General features: G+C 67.6%; 25 protein-coding genes. 10 read left to right on the top strand and 15 right to left on the bottom strand.

Features of this window, described 5'->3' with window-relative positions:
* Positions 1-203: 203 nt before the first annotated feature.
* Positions 204-863 (top strand): isoprenoid biosynthesis glyoxalase ElbB, encoded by a 660-nt coding sequence (gene elbB, locus IHD13_RS06885; RefSeq protein ID WP_195860299.1) that lies wholly within the window; start codon positions 204-206, stop codon positions 861-863.
* Positions 864-964: 101 nt separating this feature from the next.
* On the opposite strand, the gene tatC is transcribed toward elbB, so the two are convergent.
* From tatC to IHD13_RS06815, 14 genes are all read right to left on the bottom strand, one after another.
* Positions 965-1,783, bottom strand: a complete 819-nt coding sequence (gene tatC / locus IHD13_RS06880; RefSeq protein WP_195860298.1) for a twin-arginine translocase subunit TatC — start codon at positions 1,781-1,783, stop codon at positions 965-967.
* Complete coding sequence (tatB, locus tag IHD13_RS06875; protein WP_195860297.1) at positions 1,780-2,244, bottom strand: Sec-independent protein translocase protein TatB; 465 nt, start codon at positions 2,242-2,244, stop codon at positions 1,780-1,782. The genes tatC and tatB overlap by 4 nt, the downstream gene beginning before the upstream one ends.
* A gap of 6 nt (positions 2,245-2,250) precedes the next feature.
* The gene (gene tatA, locus IHD13_RS06870) at positions 2,251-2,505 is read right to left on the bottom strand and encodes a Sec-independent protein translocase subunit TatA (protein ID WP_195860296.1); all 255 of its coding nucleotides are present in this window, start codon (positions 2,503-2,505) and stop codon (positions 2,251-2,253) included.
* 49 nt (positions 2,506-2,554) lie between these two features.
* Entirely contained in the window at positions 2,555-2,887 is a 333-nt protein-coding gene (locus IHD13_RS06865) for a phosphoribosyl-ATP diphosphatase (RefSeq protein WP_195860295.1), read from the bottom strand.
* 28 nt (positions 2,888-2,915) lie between these two features.
* Entirely contained in the window at positions 2,916-4,538 is a 1,623-nt protein-coding gene (gene ubiB / locus IHD13_RS06860) for a ubiquinone biosynthesis regulatory protein kinase UbiB (protein ID WP_195860294.1), read from the bottom strand.
* Positions 4,535-5,161 (bottom strand): ubiquinone biosynthesis accessory factor UbiJ, encoded by a 627-nt coding sequence (locus IHD13_RS06855; RefSeq protein WP_195860293.1) that lies wholly within the window; start codon positions 5,159-5,161, stop codon positions 4,535-4,537. Before IHD13_RS06855 ends, ubiB begins: the two co-directional genes overlap by 4 nt.
* 3 nt (positions 5,162-5,164) lie before the next feature.
* Positions 5,165-5,911 carry a bifunctional demethylmenaquinone methyltransferase/2-methoxy-6-polyprenyl-1,4-benzoquinol methylase UbiE gene (ubiE, locus tag IHD13_RS06850; RefSeq protein WP_195860292.1) on the bottom strand — a complete coding sequence of 249 codons (747 nt, stop codon included), beginning with the start codon at positions 5,909-5,911 and terminating at the stop codon, positions 5,165-5,167.
* A gap of 372 nt (positions 5,912-6,283) precedes the next feature.
* Positions 6,284-6,667 (bottom strand): gamma-butyrobetaine hydroxylase-like domain-containing protein, encoded by a 384-nt coding sequence (locus IHD13_RS06845; protein ID WP_195860291.1) that lies wholly within the window; start codon positions 6,665-6,667, stop codon positions 6,284-6,286.
* A gap of 184 nt (positions 6,668-6,851) precedes the next feature.
* Positions 6,852-8,174, bottom strand: coding sequence for an ATP-dependent protease ATPase subunit HslU (hslU, locus tag IHD13_RS06840; RefSeq protein WP_195860290.1), 1,323 nt, complete (start codon positions 8,172-8,174; stop codon positions 6,852-6,854).
* Between the two features lie 10 nt (positions 8,175-8,184).
* Positions 8,185-8,703 carry an ATP-dependent protease subunit HslV gene (gene hslV / locus IHD13_RS06835; protein WP_146803597.1) on the bottom strand — a complete coding sequence of 173 codons (519 nt, stop codon included), beginning with the start codon at positions 8,701-8,703 and terminating at the stop codon, positions 8,185-8,187.
* 179 nt (positions 8,704-8,882) lie between these two features.
* The gene (locus IHD13_RS06830; protein WP_195860289.1) at positions 8,883-9,608 is read right to left on the bottom strand and encodes an SPOR domain-containing protein; all 726 of its coding nucleotides are present in this window, start codon (positions 9,606-9,608) and stop codon (positions 8,883-8,885) included.
* A 92-nt stretch (positions 9,609-9,700) separates the two neighbouring features.
* Complete coding sequence (argS, locus tag IHD13_RS06825; protein WP_195860288.1) at positions 9,701-11,386, bottom strand: arginine--tRNA ligase; 1,686 nt, start codon at positions 11,384-11,386, stop codon at positions 9,701-9,703.
* 163 nt (positions 11,387-11,549) lie between these two features.
* Positions 11,550-12,098: a YaeQ family protein gene (locus IHD13_RS06820; RefSeq protein WP_195860287.1), complete on the bottom strand. Its 549-nt coding sequence runs from the start codon at positions 12,096-12,098 to the stop codon at positions 11,550-11,552.
* Positions 12,099-12,194: 96 nt separating this feature from the next.
* Positions 12,195-14,426 (bottom strand): primosomal protein N', encoded by a 2,232-nt coding sequence (locus tag IHD13_RS06815; protein WP_195860286.1) that lies wholly within the window; start codon positions 14,424-14,426, stop codon positions 12,195-12,197.
* Between the two features lie 156 nt (positions 14,427-14,582).
* Between IHD13_RS06815 and rpmE the strand changes: the two genes are divergently transcribed.
* Together rpmE and IHD13_RS06805 are read left to right on the top strand one after the other, a co-directional pair.
* Entirely contained in the window at positions 14,583-14,795 is a 213-nt protein-coding gene (rpmE, locus tag IHD13_RS06810) for a 50S ribosomal protein L31 (protein ID WP_146803601.1), read from the top strand.
* 275 nt (positions 14,796-15,070) lie between these two features.
* Positions 15,071-16,339: a malic enzyme-like NAD(P)-binding protein gene (locus IHD13_RS06805; protein WP_195860285.1), complete on the top strand. Its 1,269-nt coding sequence runs from the start codon at positions 15,071-15,073 to the stop codon at positions 16,337-16,339.
* A gap of 139 nt (positions 16,340-16,478) precedes the next feature.
* Here the strand turns inward: IHD13_RS06805 and IHD13_RS06800 are convergent, their stop codons facing one another.
* On the bottom strand, positions 16,479-19,004 hold the full coding sequence (locus IHD13_RS06800) for a penicillin-binding protein 1A (RefSeq protein WP_195860284.1): 2,526 nt from the start codon (positions 19,002-19,004) through the stop codon (positions 16,479-16,481).
* A 248-nt stretch (positions 19,005-19,252) separates the two neighbouring features.
* Between IHD13_RS06800 and pilM the strand changes: the two genes are divergently transcribed.
* The 7 genes from pilM to aroB all read left to right on the top strand — a co-directional run bounded on the left by pilM (position 19,253) and on the right by aroB (position 25,978).
* Positions 19,253-20,314: a type IV pilus assembly protein PilM gene (pilM, locus tag IHD13_RS06795; protein ID WP_195860283.1), complete on the top strand. Its 1,062-nt coding sequence runs from the start codon at positions 19,253-19,255 to the stop codon at positions 20,312-20,314.
* Positions 20,311-20,880, top strand: coding sequence for a PilN domain-containing protein (locus IHD13_RS06790; RefSeq protein ID WP_195860282.1), 570 nt, complete (start codon positions 20,311-20,313; stop codon positions 20,878-20,880). Before pilM ends, IHD13_RS06790 begins: the two co-directional genes overlap by 4 nt.
* A gap of 168 nt (positions 20,881-21,048) precedes the next feature.
* Complete coding sequence (locus IHD13_RS06785; protein WP_195860281.1) at positions 21,049-21,672, top strand: type 4a pilus biogenesis protein PilO; 624 nt, start codon at positions 21,049-21,051, stop codon at positions 21,670-21,672.
* Positions 21,669-22,214, top strand: coding sequence for a pilus assembly protein PilP (locus IHD13_RS06780; RefSeq protein ID WP_230086176.1), 546 nt, complete (start codon positions 21,669-21,671; stop codon positions 22,212-22,214). Before IHD13_RS06785 ends, IHD13_RS06780 begins: the two co-directional genes overlap by 4 nt.
* Before the next feature lie 44 nt (positions 22,215-22,258).
* Complete coding sequence (gene pilQ / locus IHD13_RS06775) at positions 22,259-24,292, top strand: type IV pilus secretin PilQ (RefSeq protein ID WP_195860280.1); 2,034 nt, start codon at positions 22,259-22,261, stop codon at positions 24,290-24,292.
* A complete protein-coding gene (gene aroK / locus IHD13_RS06770) occupies positions 24,292-24,837 on the top strand; it encodes a shikimate kinase AroK (protein ID WP_195860279.1) in 546 nt (181 codons plus the stop codon). Before pilQ ends, aroK begins: the two co-directional genes overlap by 1 nt.
* 34 nt (positions 24,838-24,871) lie before the next feature.
* On the top strand, positions 24,872-25,978 hold the full coding sequence (gene aroB / locus IHD13_RS06765) for a 3-dehydroquinate synthase (protein ID WP_195860278.1): 1,107 nt from the start codon (positions 24,872-24,874) through the stop codon (positions 25,976-25,978).
* Positions 25,979-26,074 lie beyond the last annotated feature (96 nt).

Raw genomic sequence — 26,074 nt, 5'->3', positions numbered from 1 at the left:
TTCGACTATCGCCCAGGGCGATGACAGTTCGGTGACAGCGGCGGGAGGAATCGATGGGGCCCCTGGGGGCATGGGAAGGCAGTATATCAGGGCGGTCGGGGGGCCGGCAGTCGCCGCTTGTCGCACCCCGGGCGAGCCTCTAGAGTAAGGTCTCCACTGTTTCCCTGGGGCCCGAGGGTTGGGCCGAATGCGAGGAGTCGATGATGACCAAGAAAGTCGCGGTGATTCTTGCCGGGTGCGGCGTCCAGGACGGCGCCGAGATCTACGAGACGACCCTGACCCTGCTGCGCCTGGATCAGCGGGGCATCGAGTATCGTTGTTTCGCCCCGGATATCGCCCAGCGCGAGGTGGTCGATCATCTCCGCGGCGAGGCGGTGGCGGATGAGAGTCGCAATGTCCTGGAGGAGGCCGCGCGCCTGGCCCGGGGCGAGATCCGTCCCCTGGCCGAGCTGGATGCCGAGGCCTTCGATGGCCTGGTGCTGCCCGGCGGCTTCGGGGTGGCCAAGAACCTCTGCGACTTCGCCCTGGCCGGCTCCGACATGGAGGTGCTGGCGCAGCTGCGCGATGCGGTGGTGCCCTTCCACGAGGCGCGCAAGCCCATCGGCCTGATGTGCATCGCCCCGGTGCTGGTGCCCAGGCTGCTGGGCAGCGGCATCGCCGTCACCGTGGGCAATGACCCGGGGGTGGCCGGTGCCATCAGCAGCATGGGCGGCCTGCACCGCACCTGTGCGGTGGACGATATCGTCGTCGACCACGAGAACCGGGTGGTGACCACCCCGGCCTATATGCTGGCCAGCCGCATCAGCGAGGCGGGGGAGGGGATCTTCAAGCTGGTGGACAAGCTGGACGAGCTGATGGCCTAAGCCGGCGATACCGGAGCCAAGTCGGTGGGTCGCGTTCTCCCGGGCAGAAAAAACCGCCGCCGTGGTAGCCCACGGCGGCGGTTCTTGTTTCCGGCGGCGCCTTAGGAGCGGTCGCCGTCGGCGTTGTCGCTTGGCTTCTGGCTCGATTCGTCGGCGGCCTCGGCCTCGGCCTCCGACTTGGCGCGGCGCTTGCGGGCCAGGCGGCCGAACAGCAGGCCCACCTCGTAGAGCAGGTACATGGGGACCGCCAGCAGGCTCTGGGAGATCACGTCCGGGGGGGTCAGCAGCATGCCCACCACGAAGCAGCCCAGGAAGATAAAGGGGCGCTTCTTGGAGAGGCTCTCCACCGTGGTGGCGCCGGAGGCGATCAGCAGGAAGGTGGCGATGGGGATCTCGAAGGCCACGCCGAAGGCGAAGAAGAGCTTGAGGACGAAGTTGAGGTAGGCGTTGATATCGGTCATCACCGTCACGCCTTCCGGCCCCGCCTGGGTAAAGAACTGGAACAGCAGCGGGAAGACCACGTAGTAGGCGAAGGCGGCGCCGGCGTAGAAGAGCAGCACGCTGGAGGCGAGCAGCGGCAGGGCCAGGGCCTTCTCGTTATCGTAGAGGCCTGGGGCGACGAAGGCCCAGGCCTGGTGCAGCACATAGGGGATGGCGGCGAAGACGGCCACCACCAGGGTCAGCTTGAAGGGCGCCAGGAAGGGCGAGGCCACCTCGGTGGCGATCATCTGCGAGCCTTCCGGCAGCAGTGCCATCAGCGGCTGCGCCACGAAGGTGTAGATGTCGTTGGAGAAGGCGTAGAGGCCCAGGAAGATCACCAGGATCGCCAGCACGGCCCGCATCAGCCGCGAACGCAGCTCGATCAGGTGCTCGATCAACGGGGCCTGGGCGAGATCCTTGGGGTCGGGGTTCTGGCTCATGGAGTGGAGGAGTCCTTGCTGCGGGAGGCGGCACGATCCGCGGCCGGGGGAGCGGTATCCTCGGCGGTGGGCTTCTCGCCATCGGCCTTGCGGGCCAGGGCATCATCCAGGCGCTCCAGGGGACTGGCGCGTTCGCTGGCCTCCTCGCCGGCATGGCCCGGTGACGTCGTGCCCTCCGCGGCCTTGTCGGCGGGTCGCTTCGACTCCCCGATGCCCTCCACTTCGCGCTTGGCCCGGCCGAGGCTCTCATCGAGCTTCTTCTGCTGCTCGTTGAGTTTCTGGCGCAGCTCTTCCGCCTCCAGTTGGGCGCTGATCTCGCGCTGCATGCCGGAGACGGTACGCTTGATCTTGCCGATCCACAGGCCCAGGGTGCGGGCGGCCTTGGGCAGGCGCTCGGGGCCCAGCACCAGCAGGCCCACCACGCCGATGATCAGCAGCTCGAGAAAGCCGATATCGAACATGGCGGGTTACTTGCGCTCTTCCGATTCCTCGGGCTTCTGTTCGGCCTTGACGTCATAGGTGTTGCCCTTGTCGTCGTGGCTCACCTGGGCCTGGTTGGCCTCTTCTTCCTTCTTCTTCTCTTCCTCGCTCATGGCGCTCTTGAAGCCCTTGACGGCGCCCCCCAGGTCGCTGCCCACGTTGCGCAGCTTCTTGGTGCCGAAGATCAGGATGATGATGCCGAGTACGATGAGCAGCTGCCAGATACTGATACCGCCTAACATAGTCTCTCTCCTTCAGGATGCCGGCTCGCCGGGAGCCTGACTTGCATTGTCATTGCCGGGCGGCCTTCTCGTCCAGCCCGGACATGCCGAAGCGGCGTGCCAACTCCTCCAGCACCGCCCGATGCGAGATATCCAGATGCGATAGCATCACCAGGCTATGAAACCACAGGTCGGCGGTTTCGGCGACCAGGGCCTGGCGCTCGGCCTCGCCGCCGGCCTCGGCGTCCTTGGCGGCCAGCAGGGCCTCGGTGGCCTCCTCGCCGACCTTCTCGAGGATCTTGTTGAGCCCCTTGTGATGCAGCGAGGCCACATAGGAGCTCTGGGGATCGGCATGGCGGCGCTCGTCCAGCACCGCTTCGAGTCGTTCGAGGATATCGCTCATCGATGACACTCCAGGGTCAAGGGTCGGGTCAGTGCCAGGCCAGCAGCAGGGCGCCCAGCGCCGCGGCGGCCAGTACCGGCCAGGGCTGCTGGCCGGCCCAGTTAAGTAGAGGCTGCCAGGCCAGGGCCAGGGCCAGCAGCAGTACGCCGAAGCGCAGGCGGCGGGCCCCCCGGGCGGCATGCTTGAGGTGGCGGCGCATGCCGGCCAGGGCGTCGCTCTGGCGACGGCGCTGCTGGCGCTCCGCCTCCACCTGGGTCAGGGCCTGGTGGGCCAGCACCGGCAGCTCCGGTAGCTGACGGGTCAGCTCCGGGGCCTGGCGCTTGAGCGATTCGAGGAAGCCGCGGGGCCCGGCGCGCTCCTTCATCCAGCGCTCCAGGTAGGGCTTGGCGGTGCTCCACAGGTCCAGGTCGGGGTAGAGCTGGCGCCCCAGCCCCTCGATATTGAGCAGGGTCTTCTGCAAGAGTACCAGCTGCGGCTGGACTTCCATATGGAAACGCCGGGCGGTCTGGAAGAGGCCCAGCAGCACCTGGCCGAAGGAGATGTCCTTGAGGGGCTTCTCGAGGATCGGTTCGCACACCGCGCGGATCGCGGCGGCGAACTCGTTGGCGCGCGTGCCCTCGCCGACCCAGCCCGACTCGATGTGCAGGGCCGCCACCTCGTAGTAGTCCTGGTGGAAGAAGGCCAGCAGGTTACGGGCCAGGTAGTCCTGGTCTTCCCGGGTCAGGCTGCCGACGATGCCGCAGTCGATGGCGATGTACTGGGGATCCTGGGGCTTGCCCTCGGCGACGAAGATATTGCCCGGGTGCATGTCGGCGTGGAAGAAGTTGTCGCGGAACACCTGGGTGAAGAAGATCTCCACGCCTCGCTCGGCGAGCTTCTTGAGGTCGGTGCCCTGGGCCTCGAGGGCCGCCAGATCGGCCACCGGGATGCCGTGGATACGCTCCTGGACCATGACGCCGCGGCGAGTCAGCGGCCAGTGAATGGCCGGCACATAGAGCAGCGGCGAGTCCTTGAAGTTGCGCTTGAGCTGGGAGGTGTTGGCGGCTTCCTTGTGCAGGTCGAGCTCGTCGAAGAGGGTCGCCTCGTAGTCGCGCACCACCTCCAGGGGGCGTAGCCGGCGCGCCTCCGGCACCAGGCTGAGCAGGCGTGCCACCCGGTACATCAACGCCATGTCCTGGCGCATCACCCGTTCGATGCCGGGGCGGATGATCTTGACCACCACTTCTTCGCCGCTATGCAGGGTGGCGGCATGCACCTGGGCGATGGAGGCGGAGGCCAGGGGCGTGCTGTCGAAGCGGGCGAAGGCCTCGGTGAGGCTCATCTCCAGCTCCTCCTCGACCCGCGCCACCGCGGCCTCGCCGGGGAAGGGGGGCACCTGGTCCTGCAGGCGCCTGAGCTCGTCGGCGATGTCCTTGGGCAGCAGGTCGCGGCGGGTGGAGAGCATCTGGCCGAACTTGACGAAGATCGGTCCCAGGGCCTCCAGGGCCAGACGCAGGCGCTCGCTGCGCGAGCGCTGGCCGATGGGCACCAGGCGCAGCGGCGAGAGGATCAACAGCAGGCGCAGCGGCAGGGGCAGGCGATCGAGGGGGATCAGGGTGTCCAGGCGGTAGCGGGTCACCACCCAGAAGATCCGCACCAGGCGCAGGGTCATGGGTTGGGCTCCTCGAGGGCTTGCGCCAGGCGACGCAGGCGAGCCAGCCGTGCCTCGAGGCGGTCGGTGGCCACTTCCAGTTCGGTGAGGTGGTCGCGCAATACTTCCCGTTGGCGGCGTGCCGGCAGCAGGCGCACCTCCTCGCTGAGGTACTCGCTCAGGTCGCTGTGCAGCTCGCGCTGGCTACGCAGCCCCCAGCGGGTCAGGCGGCGCAGCCCCTCGGCGAGGCTATGGGCCGGCACCTCGCCCAGCCAGTCGGCCAGCTCTGCCTCCCAGTCCAGGTCGAGGTCGAGCAGCAGGTCGCGGGTCTGCTCCAGCAGCGGGACACGGCCGCGCACCGCCAGCTTGCCCTGGAACATCAGCCGCTCCACCGACTCGCCCCCGAGCAGGGCGCCGAGGGTCTCGGCATCCAGCTCGACGATGGCATCGGCGTCATGCTCCTCGCACGTCTCGGCGCGCAGCAGCATCAGCCCCTGGTCGTGGAAGTGCACCAGCACGGCGAGGGCGGGCCGCTCCAGGCGCAGCAGCAAGCGAGCGCCATCGAGGCGGGCGAGGCGCCCCGGGGCCGCGGGATCCCGGGCCAGCAGGGCATTGAGGGTGGATTCGAGGGCGGCCAGCAGCATGGGTCAGAGCTTGATCCCGCGGTGCAGGGCAACGATGCCGCCGGTCAGGTTGCTGTACTCGACCCGCTCGAGGCCGGCGGCTTCCATCATGCCCTTGAGGGTCTCCTGATCCGGGTGCATGCGGATCGATTCGGCCAGGTAGCGGTAGCTTTCCGGGTCCTTGGCCACCAGCTCGCCCATCTTGGGCAGCAGGCGGAAGGAGTATTCGTCGTAGACCTTGGAGAGCAGCGCGCTGGGCGGCTTGGAGAACTCCAGCACCAGCAGGCGGCCGCCGGGCTTGAGCACTCGGGCCATGGAGCGCAGGGCGGCGTCCTTGTCGGTGACGTTGCGCAGGCCGAAGGCGATGGTGATGCAGTCGAAGCTGTTGTCCGGGAAGGGCAGGCACTCGGCGTTGGCCTGGACATACTCGACGTTGCCACCGACGCCGCTGTCGAGCAGCTTGTCGCGGCCGACGTTGAGCATGGAGGCGTTGATATCGGCCAGCACCACCTTGCCCCGGGGGCCCACCAGGCGCGAGAACTTCAGGGTCAGGTCGCCGGTGCCGCCGGCGATATCCAGTACCCGATGACCGGGGCGCACCCCGGCCCGCTCGATGGTCAGGCGCTTCCAGATGCGGTGGATGCCCAGGGACATCAGGTCGTTCATCAGGTCGTAGCGCGCGGCGACCGAGTGGAAGACATCGGCGACCCGCGAGGCCTTCTCCTCGACGGGCACTTCCTGGAAGCCGAAGTGGGTGGTGCGCTTGTCCATGAACCCTTCCTAGCGAGCTGTCGAGTGATTGCGGCGGATCGCCACGGCAGGGGGCTATTGTAGCCGGCTTGGCGCGGCCTTGTCTGCGCCGCGGGGTCGCATGCAGGACTGTTGCAACGGGCACTCCCTCTGCTTCAGAGGCCCGGGGCTTTTTTGCCAGGGGTGAGGAGGATTCCTCCGAACGGGCTGGCCAGGGATGGCCAGCCCCGGTCCTGCAAGTGGAGCAGGATGCGAGAGCGCAGCAGGGCAAAAGTAGCGCCCAGGTAGGGGTTCACAGCGCCCCGCGACGGCCTGCCCCCAGGGTAGCCCCGGGCCTCAGAGCAGAAAGTGTACTAAATATGATGGCCCTGGGTCGCATGGCGGAAGCGCGGCCTAGAGCTGCTTGATCTGGATGCCCAGGGGCTCCCGGGAGGCGCCGGCGGCCTCCAGGCGCTCCAGGTAGGCCTGCCAGTAGCGGGCCTGGTGTTCGGCCAGGTCGAGCAGGTACTCCCAGGTGTAGAGGCCGCTGTCGTGGCCGTCGTCGAAGTGCAGCTTGAGGGCGTAGCGGCCGGCCTGGGTGATATTGGCCAGGCCCACGTCCTTCTTGCCGACCTGCAGCACGGCGTCGTCGCCGCCGTGACCGCGCACCTCGGCGGAGGGGGAGTGGACCCGCAGGTACTCGATGGGCAGCCGGAAGCTGCGCCCGTCGGCGTAGTCGAGTTCCAGCTCGCGGCGCGTCTTGTGGTAATGCACTCGGGTCGGGACAGGGGCGGGCATAAGCAAGCACCTCGCATTAGCTTGAAGCCGGAAGAGAACAACCGCCGCAGGCGACGGTTGTGAGTCGTTTGCAGCGGTGGTTCGGCTAGCTATTCCAGCTGCGGATCGTTTCTTCTTCGAGCTTCCAGCTTATAGCTTCCAGCTTTCGCATCGAAGCCTGTGTACCTTCTGATTGGCGCATACCTCACAGAATGTAACGGGACAGATCCTCGTCCATGGCCAGCTCGCCCAGTTGGGAGTCCACATAGGCGGCGTCGATGACCAGCGGGCCCTGGAGGTCGCCGCCCTGGTAGGAGGCCTCTTCCAGCAGGCGCTCCATCACGGTGTGCAGGCGACGGGCGCCGATGTTCTCGGTGCCTTCGTTGACCCGCCAGGCGATCTCGGCGATGCGCTCGATGCCGTCCTGGGTGAATTCGATCTCCAGGCCCTCGGTGGCCAGCAGCGCCTGGTACTGCTTGGTCAGGGCCGCGGAGGGCTCGGTGAGGATGCGCTGGAAGTCGTCCGGGCTCAGGGCGTTGAGCTCGACGCGGATCGGCAGGCGGCCTTGCAGCTCGGGGATCAGGTCCGAGGGCTTGGCGAGGTGGAAGGCACCGGAGGCGATGAAGAGGATGTGGTCGGTCTTGACCATGCCGTACTTGGTCGAGACCGTGGAGCCCTCGATCAGCGGCAGCAGGTCGCGCTGCACGCCCTCCCGGGAGACCTCGCCGCCGCTGGACTGGCCGCTGCCCTTGGCCACCTTGTCGATCTCGTCGAGGAAGACGATGCCGTGCTGCTCCACCGCTTCGATGGCACGGCTCTTGATCTCTTCCTCGTTGACCAGCTTGGCGGCCTCCTCGTCACGCAGCAGCTGCCAGGCGTCCTTGACCTTGACTCGCTGGGTCTCGGTCTTCTGCTTGCCGAGGTTGGCGAACAGGCCCTGCAACTGCTGGGTCATCTCCTCCATGCCTGGCGGGGTCATGATGTCGACGCCCGGGGCCTGGGGGGTGATCTGGATATCGATCTCCTTGTCGTCCAGCTGCCCCTCGCGGAGCTTCTTGCGGAAGACCTGGCGGGTGGAGCTGTCCTGGCGCGGCGCGTCCTCCTGGCCCCGGGGCGGCGGCAGCAGGGCATCGAGGATGCGATCCTCGGCGGCGTCCTCGGCGCGGTGGCTCACCTCTTCCTTGGCCTGCTCGCGCACCAGCTTGATGGCGGCCTCGGTGAGGTCGCGGACGATCGATTCCACGTCGCGGCCCACATAGCCCACCTCGGTGAACTTGGTGGCCTCGACCTTGATAAAGGGCGCCCTGGCCAGCTTGGCCAGGCGCCGGGCGATCTCGGTCTTGCCCACCCCGGTGGGGCCGATCATCAGGATGTTCTTGGGGGTCACCTCGGGGCGCAGGTCGTCGTCGAGCTGCATGCGCCGCCAGCGGTTGCGCAGGGCGATGGCCACGGCGCGCTTGGCGTCTTGCTGGCCGATGATGTATTGGTCCAGGGCGTGGACGATCTCGCGGGGGGTCATCTGGGTCATGGGGACGGCCTCAGAGCTCTTCGAGAGTGACGTGGTGGTTGGTGAAGACGCAGATGTCGCCGGCGATCTCCAGGGACTTCTCGGTGATTTCCCGGGCGCTGAGCTCGGTGTTCTCGAGCAGGGCGCGGGCCGCGGAGAGGGCGAAGTTGCCGCCGGAGCCGATGGCGATGATGCCGCGCTCCGGCTCCACCACGTCGCCGTTGCCGGTAATGATCAGCGAGGCGCTCTTGTCGGCCACGGCGAGCAGGGCCTCCAGGCGGCGCAGGGCGCGGTCGGTGCGCCAGTCCTTGGCCAGTTCCACGGCGGCCTTGGTCAGGTGCCCCTGGTGCTTCTCGAGCTGGGCCTCGAAGCGTTCGAAGAGGGTGAAGGCGTCGGCGGTGCCGCCGGCGAAGCCGGCCAGGACCTGGCCGCGATAGAGGCGACGTACCTTGCTGGCATTACCCTTCATCACGGTGTTGCCGAGGGAGACCTGGCCATCGCCGGCCAGGGCCACCTGGTCACCGCGGCGCACGGATACGATCGTGGTCATGGAGGGGGTGACTCCGTAACGGGGAGCCGGGGCTCCCGATGACTTTCGGCGCCCGATTGGGCGCCGTGTGTAGACGTTCAGGGGAGGTGTGGGCGACGGGGCCCGAATTCAAGCGGCGGGTATCGAGTTGGCCCTCTCCGCCGAGGCCCCGCGCCCCTGGGTCAGGCCCGAAGAGGCGCTCAGTTCTGCAGGCGAATCAGTAGCGGCTCGATGCCCTGGGTGACCATCAGGTCCTGGGCGCGATTGAGCTCCCGGGTGTCCTCGTAGGGACCCACCTGGACCCGATGCCAGGCGTTGCCGTCGCTGCCCGAGACTTCGCTGATGCGGGCCACCAGGCCGAAGTCGCGGAGTCGCCCGGCCAGGCGCTGGGCATCACCGACCTCACGGAAGGAGGCGGCCTGGAGCATGTAGCGATGCCCGGCGGCGCTGGTGGGAGGGCTGGCCGGCGTGCTGGCGGCGGGGGGGCTGCTGCGTGCCTCGTCTTCGGCCAGGTTGGCGGCGATCACCCGGGCGATGGGATCCTCGTCGACAGCGGCTGGCTCGCTGGCGGGAGGCGTCGTTTCCTGGCGCTCCGGGCGTGGCGGTGGCGTCGGCCGGGAGGCGCTCTCCTGGGTCTCGCTGCGTGGGGCGATCACCTCGGACTCCGGCAGCAGGGTGTAGAACTCGAAGGTCGGCGTCCTGGGCTCCTCGGCGCGCTCCGCCGGGGCCTCGCTGGCCGGGCGCGGCAGCACCGTGGCGGTGGGGGAGGGCGCCGAGGCCTGGAAATGCTGGGCCAGGAAGTAGCCGGCGAGCAGGCCGCCGACGCCCCACAGCCAACCGGGCAGGCCGCGCCGCTGGGCGGAGGCGCGCTTGCGGGACGAGGCGCCGCGACGCTTGGGCGGGCTGGATTGACGGCGGCTGGCCATGAATGACGTCTCCTTACATCGCTTCTGGGGCGGCGGGGGCTATCCTGGGCGCCGGCCCGACATATCCGTCGAGGCCGGGCCCGGTAGCGCCGTTACATTTCCTCGGGGGCGCCGACACCGAGGAGGTCCAGGCCGTTGCGAATCACCTGGCGAGTGGCCAGGCCCAGCGCCAGGCGCGCATTGCGCAGGGCGTCGTCTTCCACCATCACCTTGACCGCGTTGTAGCAGGTGTGGAAATCCGCCGCCAGGTCCTGCAGGTACTGGGCCACCTGCTGGGGTTCCCGGGAGGCCGCGGCGTGGGCCACCACCTCGGGGTAGCGGGCCAGGCGGTTCATCAGCGCCTTCTCCTGGTCCTCGGTGAGGGACGCCAGGCTGGCCAGGGCCAGGTCGTGATCGAAGGTCAGTCCCTCGCCCTCGAGCCGGCGCAACACGCTGCATACCCGGGCATGGGCGTACTGCACGTAGTAGACCGGGTTGTCGTTGGACTGGGAGCGGGCCAGGTCGATATCGAAGGTGAGCTGGGAGTCGGCCCGGCGCGCCGCCAGGAAGTAGCGGGTGGCGTCGCGGCCCACCTCGTCGATCAGGTCACGCAGGGTGACGTAGCTGCCGGCGCGCTTGGAGAGCTTGACCTCGACCCCGGAGCGGGTCACCAGCACCATCTGGTGCAGCACATAGTCGGGCCAGCCCTCAGGAATGCCGGCATCCAGGGCCTGCAGGCCGGCGCGTACCCGGGTCACGGTGGAGTGGTGGTCGGCGCCCTGCTCGTTGATCACCCGGGCGAAGCCGCGCTGCCACTTGTCCAGGTGGTAGGCCACGTCCGGCAGGAAGTAGGTGTAGCCGCCGTCCTGCTTGCGCATCACCCGATCCTTGTCGTCGCCGAAATCGGTGGTGCGCAGCCACAGGGCGCCGTCCTCTTCGTAGGTATGGCCCTTGTCGATCAGCCGTTCCACGGTGGCCTCGACCTTGCCCTCCTCGTAGAGGGAGGATTCCAGGAAGTAGACGTCGAACTCGACGCCGAAGGCCTTGAGGTCGAGGTCCTGCTCGCGGCGCAGGTAGGCCACGGCGAATTCGCGGATGGCGTCGAGATCCTCCGGGTCGCCCTTGGCAGTGACATGGCGGTCGTCGGCGTGGACGGTCTCGCCGGCCAGGTAGCTGGTGGCCACGTCCTGGATGTAGTCGCCCCGATAGCCGTCCTCCGGCCAGCCGGCGTCCTCGGGGCCGAGGCCCTTGACGCGGGCCTGCACGGAGCGGGCCAGGTTGCTGATCTGGGCACCGGCGTCGTTATAGTAGAACTCGCGGGTCACGTCATGGCCCACCGCTTCCAGCAGACGGCACAGGGAGTCGCCGATGGCGGCACCGCGGCCATGGCCCACATGCAGGGGGCCGGTGGGGTTGGCGGAGACGAACTCCACCTGCACCTTCTGCCCCTGGCCGGCGAGGCTGCGGCCATAGGCATCACCGCTCTCCAGCACCCGGGCGACCACCTGGGCCACGGCGTCGGTGGCGGCGAAGAAGTTGATAAAGCCGGGGCCGGCGATCTCGGTCTTGCTCACCGCGGCACTCTCGGGCAGGGCGGCGACCAGGGCTTCGGCCAGGTCGCGGGGCTTCTTGCCCGCCGGCTTGGCCAGCATCAGCGCCAGGTTGGTGGCGTAGTCGCCGTGGGCCTTGTCCTTGGTGGGGTCGACCTTGATGGTGGGGGACGCTTCCGTGGGCAGCACGCCCTGCTGCTTGAGGGTGGCCAGTGCCTCGTCGAGCAGCGCAATAATGGTCTCTTTCATGGGTCGGCATGTCCTGTGTCCCCCGTCGCTGGGCAGCGACCGGGGCGAGTGAAATCGTGGCAAAGGGGCCTATTATCGGCAATCGGGCCGCGGCTTTAAAGCCTCGCCGGCCCGATAGAAGGCTATCGCAGTTGTCGTTGCTGAGGGGCGCTGGGGGAGGCGATTACTCGATACCCAGCAGTGGCTCGGGATCGAGGATCACGGTGCGCCGGGCGTCGCTCAGCATCACCTGGCCTTCCTGGACATTGCACTGCAGGTCGATGGAGCGATCCGCCAGCTCGGCCAGTTCGCGGGTCTGCTCCGCCGGCAGGCGCCAGACGACCAGGTTGTCGAAGCGGCTCAGGCGGTGCTGGAGCTTGTCCCACCAGGGGCGTACGGCGCCCTCTTCGCCATAAGCGTAGAGGATCACCTGGCGCGAGCGCTGGCAGGCCTTGCGCAGGCGGTCCTCATCGGGCAGGCCGAGTTCGATCCACAGCTCGATGGCGCCGGTCAGGTCCTTGCGCCACAGCTCCGGCTCGTCGTCGGTGCTCAGGCCACGGGTGAAGGCGAGGCCCTCGCCGGCATTCAGGGCATAGGCCAGCAGGCGCACCATCAGTCGCTGGTCGGTCTCCGAGGGGTGCTGGGCCAGGGTCAGGGAGAGGTCGTCATAGTGGTGACGATCCATATCGGCCAACTGGATCTGGGCCTTGCAGATGGTGGACTTGAGGGCCATGGGCTGTCTCGCCAGTGTCGGTAACCAAAAGAGGTCGCCAATGTAACTCGCCACGGCGGGGATCGAAAGCGAGAGGGGGTCGGAAACGAGGCCGCCTTAACTAAGCGTCTGGGGGTCGATATCCAGGGACCAGCGCACCCGACGCGCCTCTCGGCACTGCTCCAGCCAGCCGATCAGCCAGGCACCGGCCTCGTGCAGGCGGCTGCGGCGCTCGGCGCTGAGCATGACCTGCATATGGTAGCGGCCCTGGCGGCGCTCCATGGGGGCCGGCACCGGGCCCAGGCAGTGGAGTTCCGGGGCCTGGTCGGCGAGCCAGGCGCGCAGGGCCTCGGCGGCCTGGTTGGCCAGGGCCTGAACGGCCTCTTCCCGGGGAGCCTCCAGGCGCAGCAGGGCCAGGAAGCGATAGGGGGGCAGGGCGGCGGCGCGGCGCTCGGCCAGCAGTTGTTCGGCCAGGGCGTCATAGCCCCGGGAGGCGAGCAGGCCGAGCTGAGGGTCGTCGCTATGCTGGGTCTGCACCAGCACCCGGCCGGGGTGCTCGGCGCGCCCGGCGCGTCCGGCCACCTGCTCCAGCAACTGGGCGCTCTGTTCCATGGCGCGGAAGTCGCTGGCATAGAGGCCGGCATCGGCATTGACCACCACCACCAGGGTGACATGGGGCAGGTGGTGGCCCTTGGCCAGCATCTGGGTGCCCACCAGGATCGCCGGGTCGCCCCGGCGCACTTCGTTCAGCAGCGATTCGAAGGCCTCCTTGCGGCGGGTGCTGTCCCGGTCGATGCGGTAGGTGGGCACCTCGGGGAACAGGCCGGTGAGGCTCTCCTCGCTACGCTCGGTGCCGGTGCCCAGGGGGCGAAGATCGGCGCTGCCGCACTGGGGGCAGGCATCCGGGAGCGGTTGCTGGTGGTCGCAATGGTGGCAGACCAGTTGATGGGGCTGGCGATGCAGGGTCAGGCGGGCATCGCAGTGGTGGCATTCGGCCAGCCAGCCGCAGGCTTCGCAGGCCAGGGTGGGGGCGAAACCGCGGCGATTGATGAAGACCAGCACCTGGTGTCCCGCCGCCAGGGTCTGGCGAATCGCCTCGATCACCGGTGGAATCAGGCCGCCGCGCCGGGGGCGGCCGCGGGTATCGATCAGCTCCAGGCGGGCCGGGGCATGGCGGCTGGCGCGGCGGGTCAGGCGCAGGTGCTGGTAACGCCCCGACTGGGCCTGGGCCAGGCTCTCCAGGGAGGGGGTGGCGCTGCCCAGCAGCACCGGGATGCCATGGTGGTGGGCCCGGGCCACCGCCAGGTCCCGGGCGTGGTAGCGCAGGCCATCCTGCTGCTTGAGGGAGCCGTCGTGCTCCTCGTCGACGATGATCACCCCGGGGCGCGCCAGGGGGGTGAAGATCGCCGAGCGGGTGCCGATGACGATGGGGGCCCGGCCCTGCAGCGCCGCCAGCCAGGCGTCGAGGCGCTCGCCGTCGGCGAGCCCCGAGTGCAGGGCCACCACCGGCACCCGGAAGCGTTTGCGAAAGCGCGCCAGGGTCTGGGGCGTCAGGCCGATCTCCGGCACCAGCACCAGGGCCTGGCGGCCACGGGCCACCACCGCCTCGATCAGTTGCAGGTAGACCTCGGTCTTGCCGCTGCCGGTGACGCCGTGGAGCAGGGCGGGGGAGAAACGCTCCAGTCCCTCGTGAAGCCGGCCCAGCACCTGGGCCTGCTCGCCGTTGAGGGTCAGCGCCGGCTCCGCCAGCAGGCGATCGGCGCTGGGCAAGGGAGCCTCGATCAGCGGCTCCCGGTCGGCATGGATCAGCCCCTTGGCGGCGAGCGCCTGCAGCTGGGCCCGGGTAAACCCCTGGGCGCCGATGGCCGGGGTGCCAAGCCCCCGGGGATGCTGGCGCAGCATGGCCAGCAGGGCCGCCTGGCGGGGCGCCCGGGCCAGGGCCTCCTCCGGAAGGGCCTGGCCGTCGGGGGTCAGGCGCCAGGTCTCCCGGGTGCGGGCCTCCAGGGGGCGCCCCTGGCGCAGCAGGCCGGGGAGGGCGTGGGTCAGGGTGTCGCCCAGGCTATGCTGGTAGTAGCGGGCGGTGAAGCGGCACAGCCATAGCCAGTCCTGTGGCAAGGGGGTGTCGTCGAGCCAGCCGGCGATCGGCTTGAGGCTGGCCGCCGGTACCTCGCTATGGTCGCGGCATTCGATGACGATGCCCACCACCTCGCGGCGCCCGAAGGGGACCCGCACTCGCAGCCCCGGCCGCCAGCCCCCCGGCGGAGGGGCAATGGCGCGGTAGTCGAACAGGCGGCGCAGCGGGGAGGGGACGGCGACCCCGAGGATCGTCGTGGGCGAGGAACTGGGCAATTGGCCTCCGGCATCGTCTCTGCTAGAATGCGCGCCTTCATGGCGCCATGCGTCATGGTTACCGGTGGGCGCGGCGTCATCTTAACGCACCCAAAACCCGTATGCGGTGCCTGGCAAGAGATCAGGTGGCGGCATACCGCTCCATGAGGCTTCACGATGAAACAAGGTATCCATCCCGAATACAAGAAGGTCAGCGTCTCCTGCTCCTGCGGCGCCACCTTCGAAATCGGCACCACCTCCAATCAGGAGATGTCCCTGGACGTCTGCTCCCAGTGCCACCCCTTCTACACCGGCAAGCAGAAGCAGGCGACCACCGGTGGCCGCGTCGAGCGCTTCAACAAGCGCTTCGGTGCCGCGATTCGTCGCTAAAACGCTGCTCGCCATCGCCCCTGGGCGATATCGAAAAACCCGCCCGGCCTCGCCGGGCGGGTTTTTTTATGTCTTCTGCCAAGGGGTTGGGGCTGTAATAAGCTCTTTGTTATGCCTGGATTGTCAGTCATAAGTTCGGATAAATATTTGGAAATGCCTTCAAACAAGCGACTAAAAGTCTTGAATGACAGTAACTTGGCACAAGTTGTGAGGTTGGGTGTTTTTCTATATTCTGGCGCGACACCTATGTACTCTGCTACGACTGGACACCACCCATGACTGACCCGAGAAAAGCGGCACTGGACTATCACTCACAGCCGATCCCCGGCAAGCTCTCCGTGGAGCTGACCAAGCCCACCGCGACTGCCAAGGATCTGGCCCTGGCCTACAGCCCGGGTGTCGCCGAGCCCTGCCGCGAAATCGCCAAGGATCCGGAGAATGCCTACCGTTACACCGGCAAGGGCAACCTGGTCGCGGTGATCTCCGATGGCTCCGCCATCCTCGGCCTGGGTAACCTGGGCCCGCTGGCCAGCAAGCCGGTCATGGAAGGCAAGGGCGTGCTGTTCAAGTGCTTCGCCGGTATCAACTCCGTGGATGTCGAGGTCAATGCCGAGAGCCCGCAAGCCTTTATCGATACCGTGGCGCGTATCGCCGACACCTGGGGCGGCATCAACCTGGAAGACATCAAGGCGCCGGAGTGCTTCGAGATCGAGCGTGCCCTGATCGAGCGCTGCAGTATCCCGGTCTTCCACGATGACCAGCACGGCACTGCCATCGTCACCGCGGCGGGCATGATCAACGCCCTGGAGATCGCCGGCAAGAAGATCGACGAGGCGCGGATCGTCTGCCTCGGCGCCGGTGCCGCCGCCATCGCCTGCATGAAGCTGCTGGTCTCCTGCGGTGCCAAGGCCGAGAACATCTTCATGCTGGATCGCAAGGGCGTGATCCATAGCGGCCGTGAAGACCTCAACCAGTACAAGGCGATGTTCGCCACCGAGACCGAGCGTCGCACCCTGGACGACGCCATCGACGGCGCCGATGTGTTCGTCGGTCTCTCCGGCCCCAACCTGCTCTCCGCCGAGCAGCTCAAGACGATGGCCGCCAACCCGGTGGTCTTCGCCTGCTCCAACCCGGACCCGGAGATCCACCCGGAGGTGGCCAAGGCGGCCCGCGATGACGTCATCATGGCCACCGGTCGCTCCGACTTCCCCAACCAGGTCAACAATGTGCTGGGCTTCCCCTTCATCTTCCGCGGAGCCCTGGACGTGCGTGCTACCGCCATCAACGAAGAGATGAAGGTCGCCGCGGTGCATGCCATCAAGGACCTGGCCCGCGAGCCGGTGCCGGCGGAGGTCAAGGCCGCCTACGAAGTGGAAGAGATGAGCTTCGGTCCCGAGTACATCATTCCCAAGCCGATGGATGCTCGCCTGCTGGACCGCGTCTCCGCGGCGGTGGCCCAGGCGGCGGTGGATTCCGGGGTGGCGCGCAAGCCCTACCCGGCCCACTATCCGCTGACCCGTATCGAGGATGTCTACGGCAACTAAGCCGCCCTCGATAACGGCAAGCAAGCGCCGGCCTCGTGGCCGGCGTTTTTGCTGTCCGGGAATGAAAAGGCCCGCCTCTCGGGAGGCGGGCCTTTTCATGTGTTGCGGATGGTCCCGGCGCATCGCGCCGGGCGGGCGCTTAGAAGATCGACTCGAAGGAGCCGGTGCCCTGGGCGCCGCTGTGCTGCTCCAGGTCGCGGCCCACGCTGTGGGGCTCGAACTCCGGCAGGTGGTCGACATGGAAGAGCTCGCTGATGCCGCCGGGCTGGCCGTCGCGCAGGCGCCGACCGGTCTGCGGATCGATGCGGGCGCTGACCACGCTGGCGGGACGTTCCTGAGACGCTTCGGGGCGGCCATTCAGGGCCTGGCCCATGAAGTCGATCCACACCGGCAGGGCGGCGCGACCGCCGTACTCGCCGGTGGTCTCGTTGTTGTCCTTGCCGATCCATACCGAGACCGCCAGGTCGGCGTTGTAGCCGGCGAACCAGGCATCGCGCTGGTCGTTGGTGGTGCCGGTCTTGCCGACGATATCGCCGCGGCCCAGCTCGAGGGCCGCACGGCCGGTGCCGGATTCGATCACGTCGCGCAGCATGTCGGTGACCAGGTAGGCGGCGGAGGCGTCGACGACTCGAGGGGCCACCGGGTAGCGCCGCCCATCGATCTCCACTTCCTGGGTGCCGGGCAGGCAGTCCCGGCAGACCACGCGGGGGGTGGCTTCATCCACCAGCTCCTCGTCGGTGCCGCGGGTGACCCGCTCGATAAACCAGGGCTGGATGCCGTAGCCGCCGTTGGCCAGGGTGGCGTAGGCGTGGGTCATCTCCAGGGGGGTCAGGCTGGCGCTGCCCAGGGCCAGGGAGAGCCCGTGGGGCAGGCGCGCCTCATCGAAGCCGAAGCGTCCCAGGAAGTCGATGGTGTTGTCGAGCCCCAGGCGCTGCAGCACGCGGATGGTGACCAGGTTGCGAGACAGGGCCAGGGCGCTGCGAACCCGCATGGGGCCGCGGAAGTCGCCGCTGGAGTTGACCGGCCGCCAGGTGGTGCCCGCATCCGGCATCACCACCGGGGCATCATTGATCACCGAGGCGGTGGTGATCTCGCCGGCCTCGATGGCCGCCAGGAAGACGAAGGGCTTGAAGATGGAGCCCGACTGGCGCTGGGCCTGGGTGGCGCGGTTGAACTTGCTGGCGGCGAAACTGAACCCGCCCTGTAGCGCCAGGATGGCGCCGGTATCGGGCTCCAGAACCACGATGGAGCCCTCGGCATCCGGGCGCTGGGAGAGGCGCCAGCTGCCGTCCTCGCGTTGCAGGATGCGTACCAGTGAGCCGGGCGAGGCGATCTCGGCGGCGGAGCTCGGTTCGCCCTCGCGCCAGTGGGCGGTGCGGTAGCGGCGCGCCCAGCGCAGGCCTTCCCAGTCCAGGGTCACCAGTTCGCCACCGCGGGTCAGTACCTGCATCTCGCGCCCCTCGGCGGAGACCACGATGGCCGGATAGAGGGGGCCGAAGCGGGGGGTGCGCTCGAGCACATTGAGCCAGTTGCTGACGTCGCCCTCGATGCCCTCCACCACGGTCTGGCTGCTGGCCGCGGCGCGGCGGGCGGTGGCCATGATCTCGGGAGATTCGGCCAGTTCCTCTTCCAGGCCGCGGCGCTCGGTGCGCTCCTGGGCTTCCACCAGGCCGGCGGGAATCTCGGTCTCCTCCGGACCGCGCCAGCCGTGGCGGGTGTCGTAGTCGATCAGGCCGCGGCTCAGGGCATCCCGGGCCTGGGGCTGCAGTTCGCTGTCCAGGGTGGTGTAGATACGATAGCCCCCGGTATAGGCGTCGTCGCCGTAGCGTTCCACGGCGAACTGGCGCGCCATCTCGGCCATGTAATCCGCCTCCACCTCGACCTGGGTGGCGAAGCGACGGGCGGTAATGGGGGCGGCCACGGCCTCCTCGTAGGCGCCCTGGTCGATGTAGCCCAGCTGGCGCATGCGGTAGAGGATCCAGTTGCGGCGGATCAGCGAGCGCTCCGGATTGGCCAGGGGGTTGAAGGCGGAAGGCGCCTTGGGCAGGCCGGCGATCATCGCCATCTCGGCCAGGCTGAGCTCGTTCAGGGGGCGATCGTAGTAGGTCTCGGCGGCGGCGGCGATGCCATAGGCGCGATGCCCCAGGAAGATCTTGTTGACGTAGAGCTCGAGGATCTCCTCCTTGGTCAGCACTTGCTCCATCTGCAGGGCCAGCAGGATCTCGCGGATCTTGCGGGTGAAGGTGCGATCCAGGGTCAGCAGGTAGTTACGCGCCACCTGCATGGTGATGGTGGAGCCCCCCGACTGGATGTCGCCACCGCTGGAGGCGAGCTCCAGGGCGGCGCGGGCCAGGCCTCGGGGATCGACGCCGGGGTGCTCGAAGAAATTGGCGTCCTCGGCGGCCAGCAGGGCCTGGATCAACGGCTCGGGGATCTCGTCGTAGTCGACGGCGATGCGTCGCTCCTCGCCGAACTCGCCGATCAGCTTGCCGTCGCGGGTAAAGATGCGCAAAGGCGCCTGGAGTTCGAAGTCCTGGAGCTGGCGGACGTCGGGCAGGCCGGGGGTGAAGTAGAGGGCGGCGCCGGCCACGGCCAGCAGGCCGGCGGCGGCCAGCGAGAGCGTCAGCCACACGAGAGAGGCGATAAGGCGTTTGAAAAACTTCATGAGATACCCGTGATAAGCGCGTGATAAGCGGTGGCGGTGCGACGATAAGGCGGGGCTATCCTTGAGGGTAGCCATTATATGGGCCGTTGCAGGGGGTCACCAGCGTTGAAGGGGCAAGGATCATGCTATTGTGTGATGAAACGCAAATGGATGTAACCTGAGATTACGCAACCGGGGCGCCGGGAGATAACGATAAACCGGAGCCATGTCGCAACGGCAACGCTTGGAACGAGCAGGGGGCGACCTAGGTGCAACTTAGCAGACAAGCCAAGGGGCTGATCGGTGTCGATATCACCTCGGCCACCGTCAAGCTGATCGAGCTCAAGGCGGCGCAGGGCGGTTTCCGGGTGGAGAGCTATGCCGTCTGCCCGCTACGCGAGGGGGCCGTGGTCGAGCGCCGCATCCGCAACATGTCGGCGGTGGTCGAGGCGCTACAGCGTGCCGTGGAACTGGCTCGGCCGACCACCCGGCTCACCAGTGCGGCGGTGCCGGCCAGTGCCGCCATCACCAAGACCCTCTCGTTGCCCGCCTCGCTCAATGACGACGAGATCGAAGCGCGGATCCAGATCGAGTCCGACAAGCATATTCCCTTTCCGTTCAGCGAGGTCGCCTTCGACTTCCAGCGCCTGGGAACCCATGCCCGCTACGGCGACCAGCAGGAGGTATTGCTGGTGGCCTGCCGTCAGCAGGACGTCAGCCAGCTCACCGAGGCGCTGCTGCAGGCGGGCCTGACGCCGGCGGCGGTGGACGTGGAGACCTTCGCCATGGAGCGGGCCTTCACCGAGGTGAGCCACCAGTTGCCCCGGGAGGAGGACAGTCGCGGCAGCGTGGCCCTGGTCGATGTGGGGGCCACCATGAACGCCTTCCATGTCTTGAAGGGGGGGCGTATCACCTATAGCCGGGACACCGTCTTCGGGGGGCGCCAGCTGACCGACGAGATCGTCAATCGCTACGGTCTGAGCGTCGAGGAGGCGGGGCTGGCCAAGAAGCGCGGGGGCCTGCCCGAGGACTACCAGAGCAGCGTGCTGGAGCCCTTCGTCGAGACCCTGGTCCAGCAGGTGGGGCGCTCCCTGCAACTCTACTACACCGCCGGACGCCGGGAGGAGGTCAAGCGCCTGGTGCTGGCGGGTGGCTCCTGCGTCATTCCTGGCCTGCAGGAGCGCCTGGCGGCGGATAGTGGCATGGAGGTGGTGGTCGCCAACCCTTTCCTGCGCATGAAGGTCAATTCGCGCATCGATATCCACACCCTGGCCAGTGACGCGCCCGCCATGCTCACGGCCTGTGGTCTGGCGATGAGGTCGCGCCCATGACGATCGAGATCAATCTGTTGCCCTGGCGCGAGCAGCGCCGGGAGCGGCACAGCAAGCGTTTCCATCTGGCCCTGGGGGTCATGGCGGTGGTGGGCCTGGCCAGTGGTGCCGGCATGACCTACTACTACCAGCACGCCCTGGAAGTCCAGCAGCAGCGCAATGCCCATATCACCACCCAGGCGGCGCAGCTGGATCGGGACATTCGCTCGATTCGCGACTACGAGGCCCAGATCGAGCGCCTCGAGGCGCAGATCGCCGTCTTTCAGCGTCTTCAGGAGGGGCGGCCCCAGACCGTGCATGTCTTCAATCAGCTGGCCGAGAGCCTCGAGGAGGGCGTCCACTACACTCAGCTGACCCGTCAGGGCGAGCAGCTGCGCCTCACCGGCCTGGCCGAGAACAATCGCCAGGTCTCCGATCAGCTGCGGGCCTTGGGGGCGGCCACCGCCTTCGCCGTGCCCAACCTCTCCGAGGTGGAGTCTGACCAGGGGCAGGAGCGGCGGCGCTTCAGTCTCAGCGTGCCGCAGCGCATGCCGGGCCAGCCACTGGCCGAGGAGGACGAGTCATGAGCCTATCGAGGTCGAGAGAGTGGCGCCGGCTCAAGGAGTTGGAGCGCATGCCGGGCCAGCCACTGGCCGAGGAGGACGAGTCATGAGCCTTTCGAGGTCGAGAGAGTGGCGCCGGCTCGAGGAGTCGGAGCGCATGCCGGGCCGGCCACTGGCCGAGGAGGTTGAGTCATGAGCCTGTCGGGAGAGTGGCGTCGCCTCAAGGAGCTGGACTGGCGTGAGCTCGATCTGCGCGAGGCGGGGGGGTGGCCCTGGTCGTTGCAGCTGATCTGCTGCCTGCTGGTGCTGGGACTGACCTTCGCCGGGATGCACTGGTACCTGGCCTCGCCCAAGGCGGAGGAGCTGGCTCGCGCCGAGAGGGAGGAGCAGAACCTGCTGCGTGACTACCGCAGCAAGGCGGCCCAGGCCGCCAACCTGCCGGCCATGCGTGAACGTAGCGCGGCCCTGGATGCGCGGCTGGAGACACTGCTGGAGATGCTGCCCAGTGGCGCCGAGATTCCCTCGCTGATCGACAACATCAGCGAGACCGCCATCGACAACCAGTTGCTGATCGATGCCATTCGTCTGCGCTCCCCGGTAACCCAGGAGTACTACGTGGAGCAGCCCTTCGATATCCAGGTGGAGGGAGACTATCACCGTATCGCCTCCTTCCTCGCCGGGGTGGCGGGGCTGCCGCGCATCGTGACCCAGCACGACTTCACCCTGGCGCCGGTGGCTGGAGGGAACCGCTTGCGGCTCTCCCTGTTGGCCAAGACCTATAGCTATCGTCATGACAGCGGGGAGGAGCGTCCATGAACAGCATCCTTGCGCGTGGCGGCGGTCTACTGCTGCTGATCACCCTGGTGGGCTGTGGCGATCCGGACATCGCCGGGCTCGATCGGCAGCTGGCGGAGATTCGTGCCAATCCGGGGCGGCTGGAGTTGTCTCCACTGCCGGATACGCCGGGCTATGTGGCCATCTCCTATGATCAAGCCGACCGTCGTAGCCCTTTCATGGCCCGGTTGCCGGAGCCTGAAGGCGCCCTGGCCGGAGGCTCCGAAGACCTGGCGCCGGACATGGCGCGGGCCAGGGAACCGCTGGAGCGCTACCCCCTGGATCGTCTGGCGCTGGTCGGCACCCTGTCGGTGGGCGGTCAGCCTTCGGCCCTGGTGCGGGCGCCGGATGGGGAGGTGCATCGGCTGCGTAACGGCAACTATCTGGGGACCGACTTCGGACGTATCGTCAGCATCACCGAGGCCAGCGTGCAACTGGTGGAGGTGGTGCCCAACGGGCGCGGCGGCTGGATCGAGCGGGTGCGTAGCCTATCGTTGAACGGGGAGGGGCGTCAGCGTGGCTGATGGCGACGTGGCGTGCAATACAACAAGGGCAAGGGGAAGGGATCATGCAAACCATCACACGCTGTCTGGCAGTGCTCTGCCTGTCGTTGCTGGGAAACGCCTCGGCCTGGGCGGCCTCGACCCTGACGAGTCTCGACTATCGTCAGGTGGGAGAGGGGCTCGAAGTGGAGATGCATTTCCAGGGTGGGGTGCCCGAGGTGCGTGGTTATCGGCTCGATGAGCCGCCGCGGCTGACCATCGACCTGATGGAGACCGGCAGCCTGGTGGACCGGCCGCGCCAGACCCTGGGGGTCGGCGGTGTGGCCCAGGTCACCACCCTGGAGGCGGGGTCGCGGACCCGGCTGGTCTTTACCCTGGACCAGGAGCTGCCCTACACCACCCGCCAGGAAGGCGAGCGACTGATCCTTGCCATCGGGGGGGCGCCGGCCCAGCCGGCGGCCACGGTCACCTCGCCGGAGCCGAGTCAGCCGGTGGCCTCCGCTCCGGTCGTCCAGGACCCGCGCATCGAGGATATCGACTTCCGTCGCGGCGCCGACGGGGCCGGGCGCCTGATCGTGACCTTCGATCGAACCGGGATCGACAGCCGGGTGCGTGAGACCAGTGGTAACCGCATCCTGGCCGAGTTGCGCGGCGTGCGCCTGCCGGCCTCCCTGGATCAGACCCTGGATGTGACCGACTTCTCGACCCCTCTGACCCGTATCGTGCCGCGTCCCGATCGGGATGGGGTGACCCTGGAATTGCAGGCCAGCGGTGATTTCGCCATGTTCTCCACCCATAGCGGGCGCGAGCTGATCATCGAGGCCCAGCCGGTGGCGGCACCGGCGCCTCGGCAGGTCCAGCGGCCCCGGGAGCGTAGCTTTAGTGGTGAACGTATCACCTTGAATTTTCAGGATATCGAGGTGCGTTCGGTGCTCTCCATCATCGCCGACTTCACCGGATTGAATATCGTTGCCAGCGATAGCGTGACCGGCCGGGTGACCCTCAATCTTCAGGATGTGCCCTGGGATCAGGCCCTGGACCTGGTGCTCAAGAGTCATGGCCTGGCCAGTCGCCAGGAGGGTAACGTGATCGTGGTGGCGCCGGCGGCGGAGCTGGCCAATATCGAGCGCCAGGAGATCGAGGCCCGGGAGCAGATGGAGGTGCTGTCCCCCCTGGTGACCGAGTATCTCCAGGTCAACTATGCCCGGGCGTCGGACCTGGCGGCCCTGCTGCGTGGCGGCGATGGCTTCGGGCTGTTGACCGAGCGGGGGCGCGTCAGCGTGGATGCCCGCACCAATACCCTGCTGATCCAGGATACCGCCGAGCAGGTGCAGGAGATCCTGCGCACCATCGATCAACTGGATGTGGCGGTGCGCCAGGTGCAGATCGAGGCGCGCATCGTGATCGCCCGGGATAGCGCCACCCGGGAGCTGGGGGTCAACTGGGGGATGTCGCGGCCGGGCAGTCGAGTGGACCTCGGCGGTGCCGCCACCGGTACGGTGCCGCGGGGTGGGTTGGCGGTAGACCTGGGGGGGGATCGGGATCCACTGACTTCCTTCGCCTTCGGTTATCTCTCCGGGGATATCCTGATCGATCTGGAGCTGCGCGCCCTGGAGAGCGAGGGGCGAAGCCAGACCATCTCCCAGCCCCGGGTGATTACCGCCAACCAGCGCACCGCCATTATCAAGCAGGGCGAGGAGCGGGCCTTCCAGTCGGTGGATGCTCAGGGTAATCCGGAGACTGATTTCAAGGAGGCGGTGCTCTCCCTGGAGGTGACGCCGCAGATCACCCCGGACAATCGCATTGTCATGGACCTGCTGATCACCAACGACAGCTTCCGCGATACCTTCGTCGGCGGGGAGCCGCCCATCGACCGCAACGAGATCCAGACCCAGGTGCTGGTGGACAACGGCGAGACGGTGGTGCTGGGCGGGATCCTGACCACCGAGCAGATCCGCAGCCTGTTCAAGACCCCCCTGCTGGGGGACATCCCGGTGATCGGTAACCTCTTCCGCTATACCCAAGAGAGCAACGAAAAGGTAGAGTTGTTGATATTCATCACTCCCACGATCCTCGAGGATGGGCTGGCACTTCGCTGATGCAGGATTTACCCAATCTCTTCCTTATCGGCCCCATGGGGGCCGGCAAAAGCACCATCGGCCGCCTGCTGGCGGCCGAGCTGTGCCGTGACTTCTACGACAGCGACCACGAGATCCAGGCGCGCTGCGGGGCCGATATTCCCTGGATCTTCGATGTCGAGGGGGAGGCCGGCTTTCGCGAACGCGAGGCCCAGGTGATCGATGACCTGACCCAGCGCTGCGGCATCGTCATGGCTACCGGTGGCGGGGCGGTGATTCTCGAGGCCAACCGACGTGCCCTGCGCGAACGGGGCACCGTGATCTACCTCTATACCACGGTGGAGCAGCAGCTCCGGCGGACCGCCAAGGATCGAAACCGGCCCTTGCTGCAGGCCGAGGATCCGGGCCAGGTGCTACGGGATCTCTTTGCCGTGCGGGATCCCCTCTACCGGGCTACCGCCGACCTGATCGTGCGCACCGATCGGCGTGGCCCCAAGGCCGTGGCCAACGACATCGTTCGGCGCGTCACCAAGCTGGTGGATCCCCTGCAGTCCTGCAAGGCCTGATACCCCCGTCCCCAACCTTCGGTTTTCCTTGCCCATGAGCCAAGCCTTAGCTTCCGTCAGTACCCTCAACGTCGATCTCGGCGAGCGCAGCTATCCCATCCATGTCGGCGCCGGCCTGCTGGGGGATGCCCAGTGGCTGGCCCCCTATCTGGCGGGTCGCCAGGTGATGATCGTCACCAACGAGACGGTGGCGCCGCTCTATCTGGCGGCCTTCAAGGCCGGCCTGCCAGAGGGCCTCGAGGTGCGTGAGGTGATCCTGCCGGACGGCGAGCACACCAAGACGCTGTCGAGCGTCGAGCGCATCTGGGATGCCCTGCTGGAGGCCGGTTTCAATCGCCGCTGCACCCTGGTGGCCCTGGGGGGCGGGGTGATTGGCGACATGACCGGTTATGCCGCCGCCTGCTACCAGCGCGGCGTGGCCTTTATCCAGGTGCCCACCACCCTGCTCTCCCAGGTCGACTCCTCGGTGGGGGGCAAGACCGGGGTCAATCACCCCCGCGGCAAGAACATGATCGGTGCCTTCTGGCAGCCCCGCGCCGTACTGATCGATACCGCTACCCTGGTCAGTCTGCCGCCCCGGGAGCTCTCCGCCGGACTGGCGGAGGTGATCAAGTACGGCCTGATCCGTGATGTGGACTTCCTGGCCTGGCTGGAAGCGCATATGAGCGCCCTGCGTGGCCTCGACCAGGTGGCCCTGCGCGAGGCGATCCTGCGCAGCTGTGCCATCAAGGCCGAGGTGGTGGCCGCCGACGAGACCGAGCAGGGGGTGCGTGCTCTGCTCAATCTGGGGCACACCTTCGGGCATGCCATCGAGGCCCATCAGGGCTATGGTGCCTGGCTGCATGGCGAGGCGGTGGGGGCCGGCATGCTGATGGCCGCGGAGCTCTCCGCTCGGCTGGGCTGGCTCTCCCGGGGCGAAGTCGAGCGGGTGGCGGCGGTGATCGCTTCGGCGGCCCTGCCCCTGGCGGCGCCGGCGGCCATGGACGAGGAGGCCTTCCTGGTGCCGATGCGTCTCGACAAGAAGAATATCGATGCCCGCCTGCGCTTGATCCTGCTGCGGCGACTGGGGGAGGCCTGCGTGCATGACGAGACGCCGCCAGCGATGCTGCGCGAGTTGCTGGCGGACTTTCCCAGGCAGTGATATTCGCTAAAAAATAGAGGTCTTTTGGATAAAGCGGCGGTCATCTTCGGATGGCCGCCGCTTTTTTGTGGCGACTGGCCAGTCGAGCAAGAGCGA

The sequence above is a fragment of the Halomonas sp. 328 genome, from assembly GCF_015645095.1.
GTDB lineage: Bacteria > Pseudomonadota > Gammaproteobacteria > Pseudomonadales > Halomonadaceae > Bisbaumannia.
Note: the sequence above shows the minus strand (reverse complement) of the source record. Positions and strands in the feature narration are given on the sequence as shown.

Coding starts and splice junctions, on each gene's coding strand:
- elbB (WP_195860299.1), top strand. CDS start 204: ATGACCAAGAAAGTCGCGGTGATTCTTGCCGGGTGCGGCGTCCAGGAC.
- tatC (WP_195860298.1), bottom strand. CDS start 1,783: ATGAGCCAGAACCCCGACCCCAAGGATCTCGCCCAGGCCCCGTTGATC.
- tatB (WP_195860297.1), bottom strand. CDS start 2,244: ATGTTCGATATCGGCTTTCTCGAGCTGCTGATCATCGGCGTGGTGGGC.
- tatA (WP_195860296.1), bottom strand. CDS start 2,505: ATGTTAGGCGGTATCAGTATCTGGCAGCTGCTCATCGTACTCGGCATC.
- IHD13_RS06865 (WP_195860295.1), bottom strand. CDS start 2,887: ATGAGCGATATCCTCGAACGACTCGAAGCGGTGCTGGACGAGCGCCGC.
- ubiB (WP_195860294.1), bottom strand. CDS start 4,538: ATGACCCTGCGCCTGGTGCGGATCTTCTGGGTGGTGACCCGCTACCGC.
- IHD13_RS06855 (WP_195860293.1), bottom strand. CDS start 5,161: ATGCTGCTGGCCGCCCTCGAATCCACCCTCAATGCCCTGCTGGCCCGG.
- ubiE (WP_195860292.1), bottom strand. CDS start 5,911: ATGGACAAGCGCACCACCCACTTCGGCTTCCAGGAAGTGCCCGTCGAG.
- IHD13_RS06845 (WP_195860291.1), bottom strand. CDS start 6,667: ATGCCCGCCCCTGTCCCGACCCGAGTGCATTACCACAAGACGCGCCGC.
- hslU (WP_195860290.1), bottom strand. CDS start 8,174: ATGACCCAGATGACCCCCCGCGAGATCGTCCACGCCCTGGACCAATAC.
- hslV (WP_146803597.1), bottom strand. CDS start 8,703: ATGACCACGATCGTATCCGTGCGCCGCGGTGACCAGGTGGCCCTGGCC.
- IHD13_RS06830 (WP_195860289.1), bottom strand. CDS start 9,608: ATGGCCAGCCGCCGTCAATCCAGCCCGCCCAAGCGTCGCGGCGCCTCG.
- argS (WP_195860288.1), bottom strand. CDS start 11,386: ATGAAAGAGACCATTATTGCGCTGCTCGACGAGGCACTGGCCACCCTC.
- IHD13_RS06820 (WP_195860287.1), bottom strand. CDS start 12,098: ATGGCCCTCAAGTCCACCATCTGCAAGGCCCAGATCCAGTTGGCCGAT.
- rpmE (WP_146803601.1), top strand. CDS start 14,583: ATGAAACAAGGTATCCATCCCGAATACAAGAAGGTCAGCGTCTCCTGC.
- IHD13_RS06805 (WP_195860285.1), top strand. CDS start 15,071: ATGACTGACCCGAGAAAAGCGGCACTGGACTATCACTCACAGCCGATC.
- IHD13_RS06800 (WP_195860284.1), bottom strand. CDS start 19,004: ATGAAGTTTTTCAAACGCCTTATCGCCTCTCTCGTGTGGCTGACGCTC.
- IHD13_RS06790 (WP_195860282.1), top strand. CDS start 20,311: ATGACGATCGAGATCAATCTGTTGCCCTGGCGCGAGCAGCGCCGGGAG.
- IHD13_RS06785 (WP_195860281.1), top strand. CDS start 21,049: ATGAGCCTGTCGGGAGAGTGGCGTCGCCTCAAGGAGCTGGACTGGCGT.
- IHD13_RS06780 (WP_230086176.1), top strand. CDS start 21,669: ATGAACAGCATCCTTGCGCGTGGCGGCGGTCTACTGCTGCTGATCACC.
- pilQ (WP_195860280.1), top strand. CDS start 22,259: ATGCAAACCATCACACGCTGTCTGGCAGTGCTCTGCCTGTCGTTGCTG.
- aroK (WP_195860279.1), top strand. CDS start 24,292: ATGCAGGATTTACCCAATCTCTTCCTTATCGGCCCCATGGGGGCCGGC.
- aroB (WP_195860278.1), top strand. CDS start 24,872: ATGAGCCAAGCCTTAGCTTCCGTCAGTACCCTCAACGTCGATCTCGGC.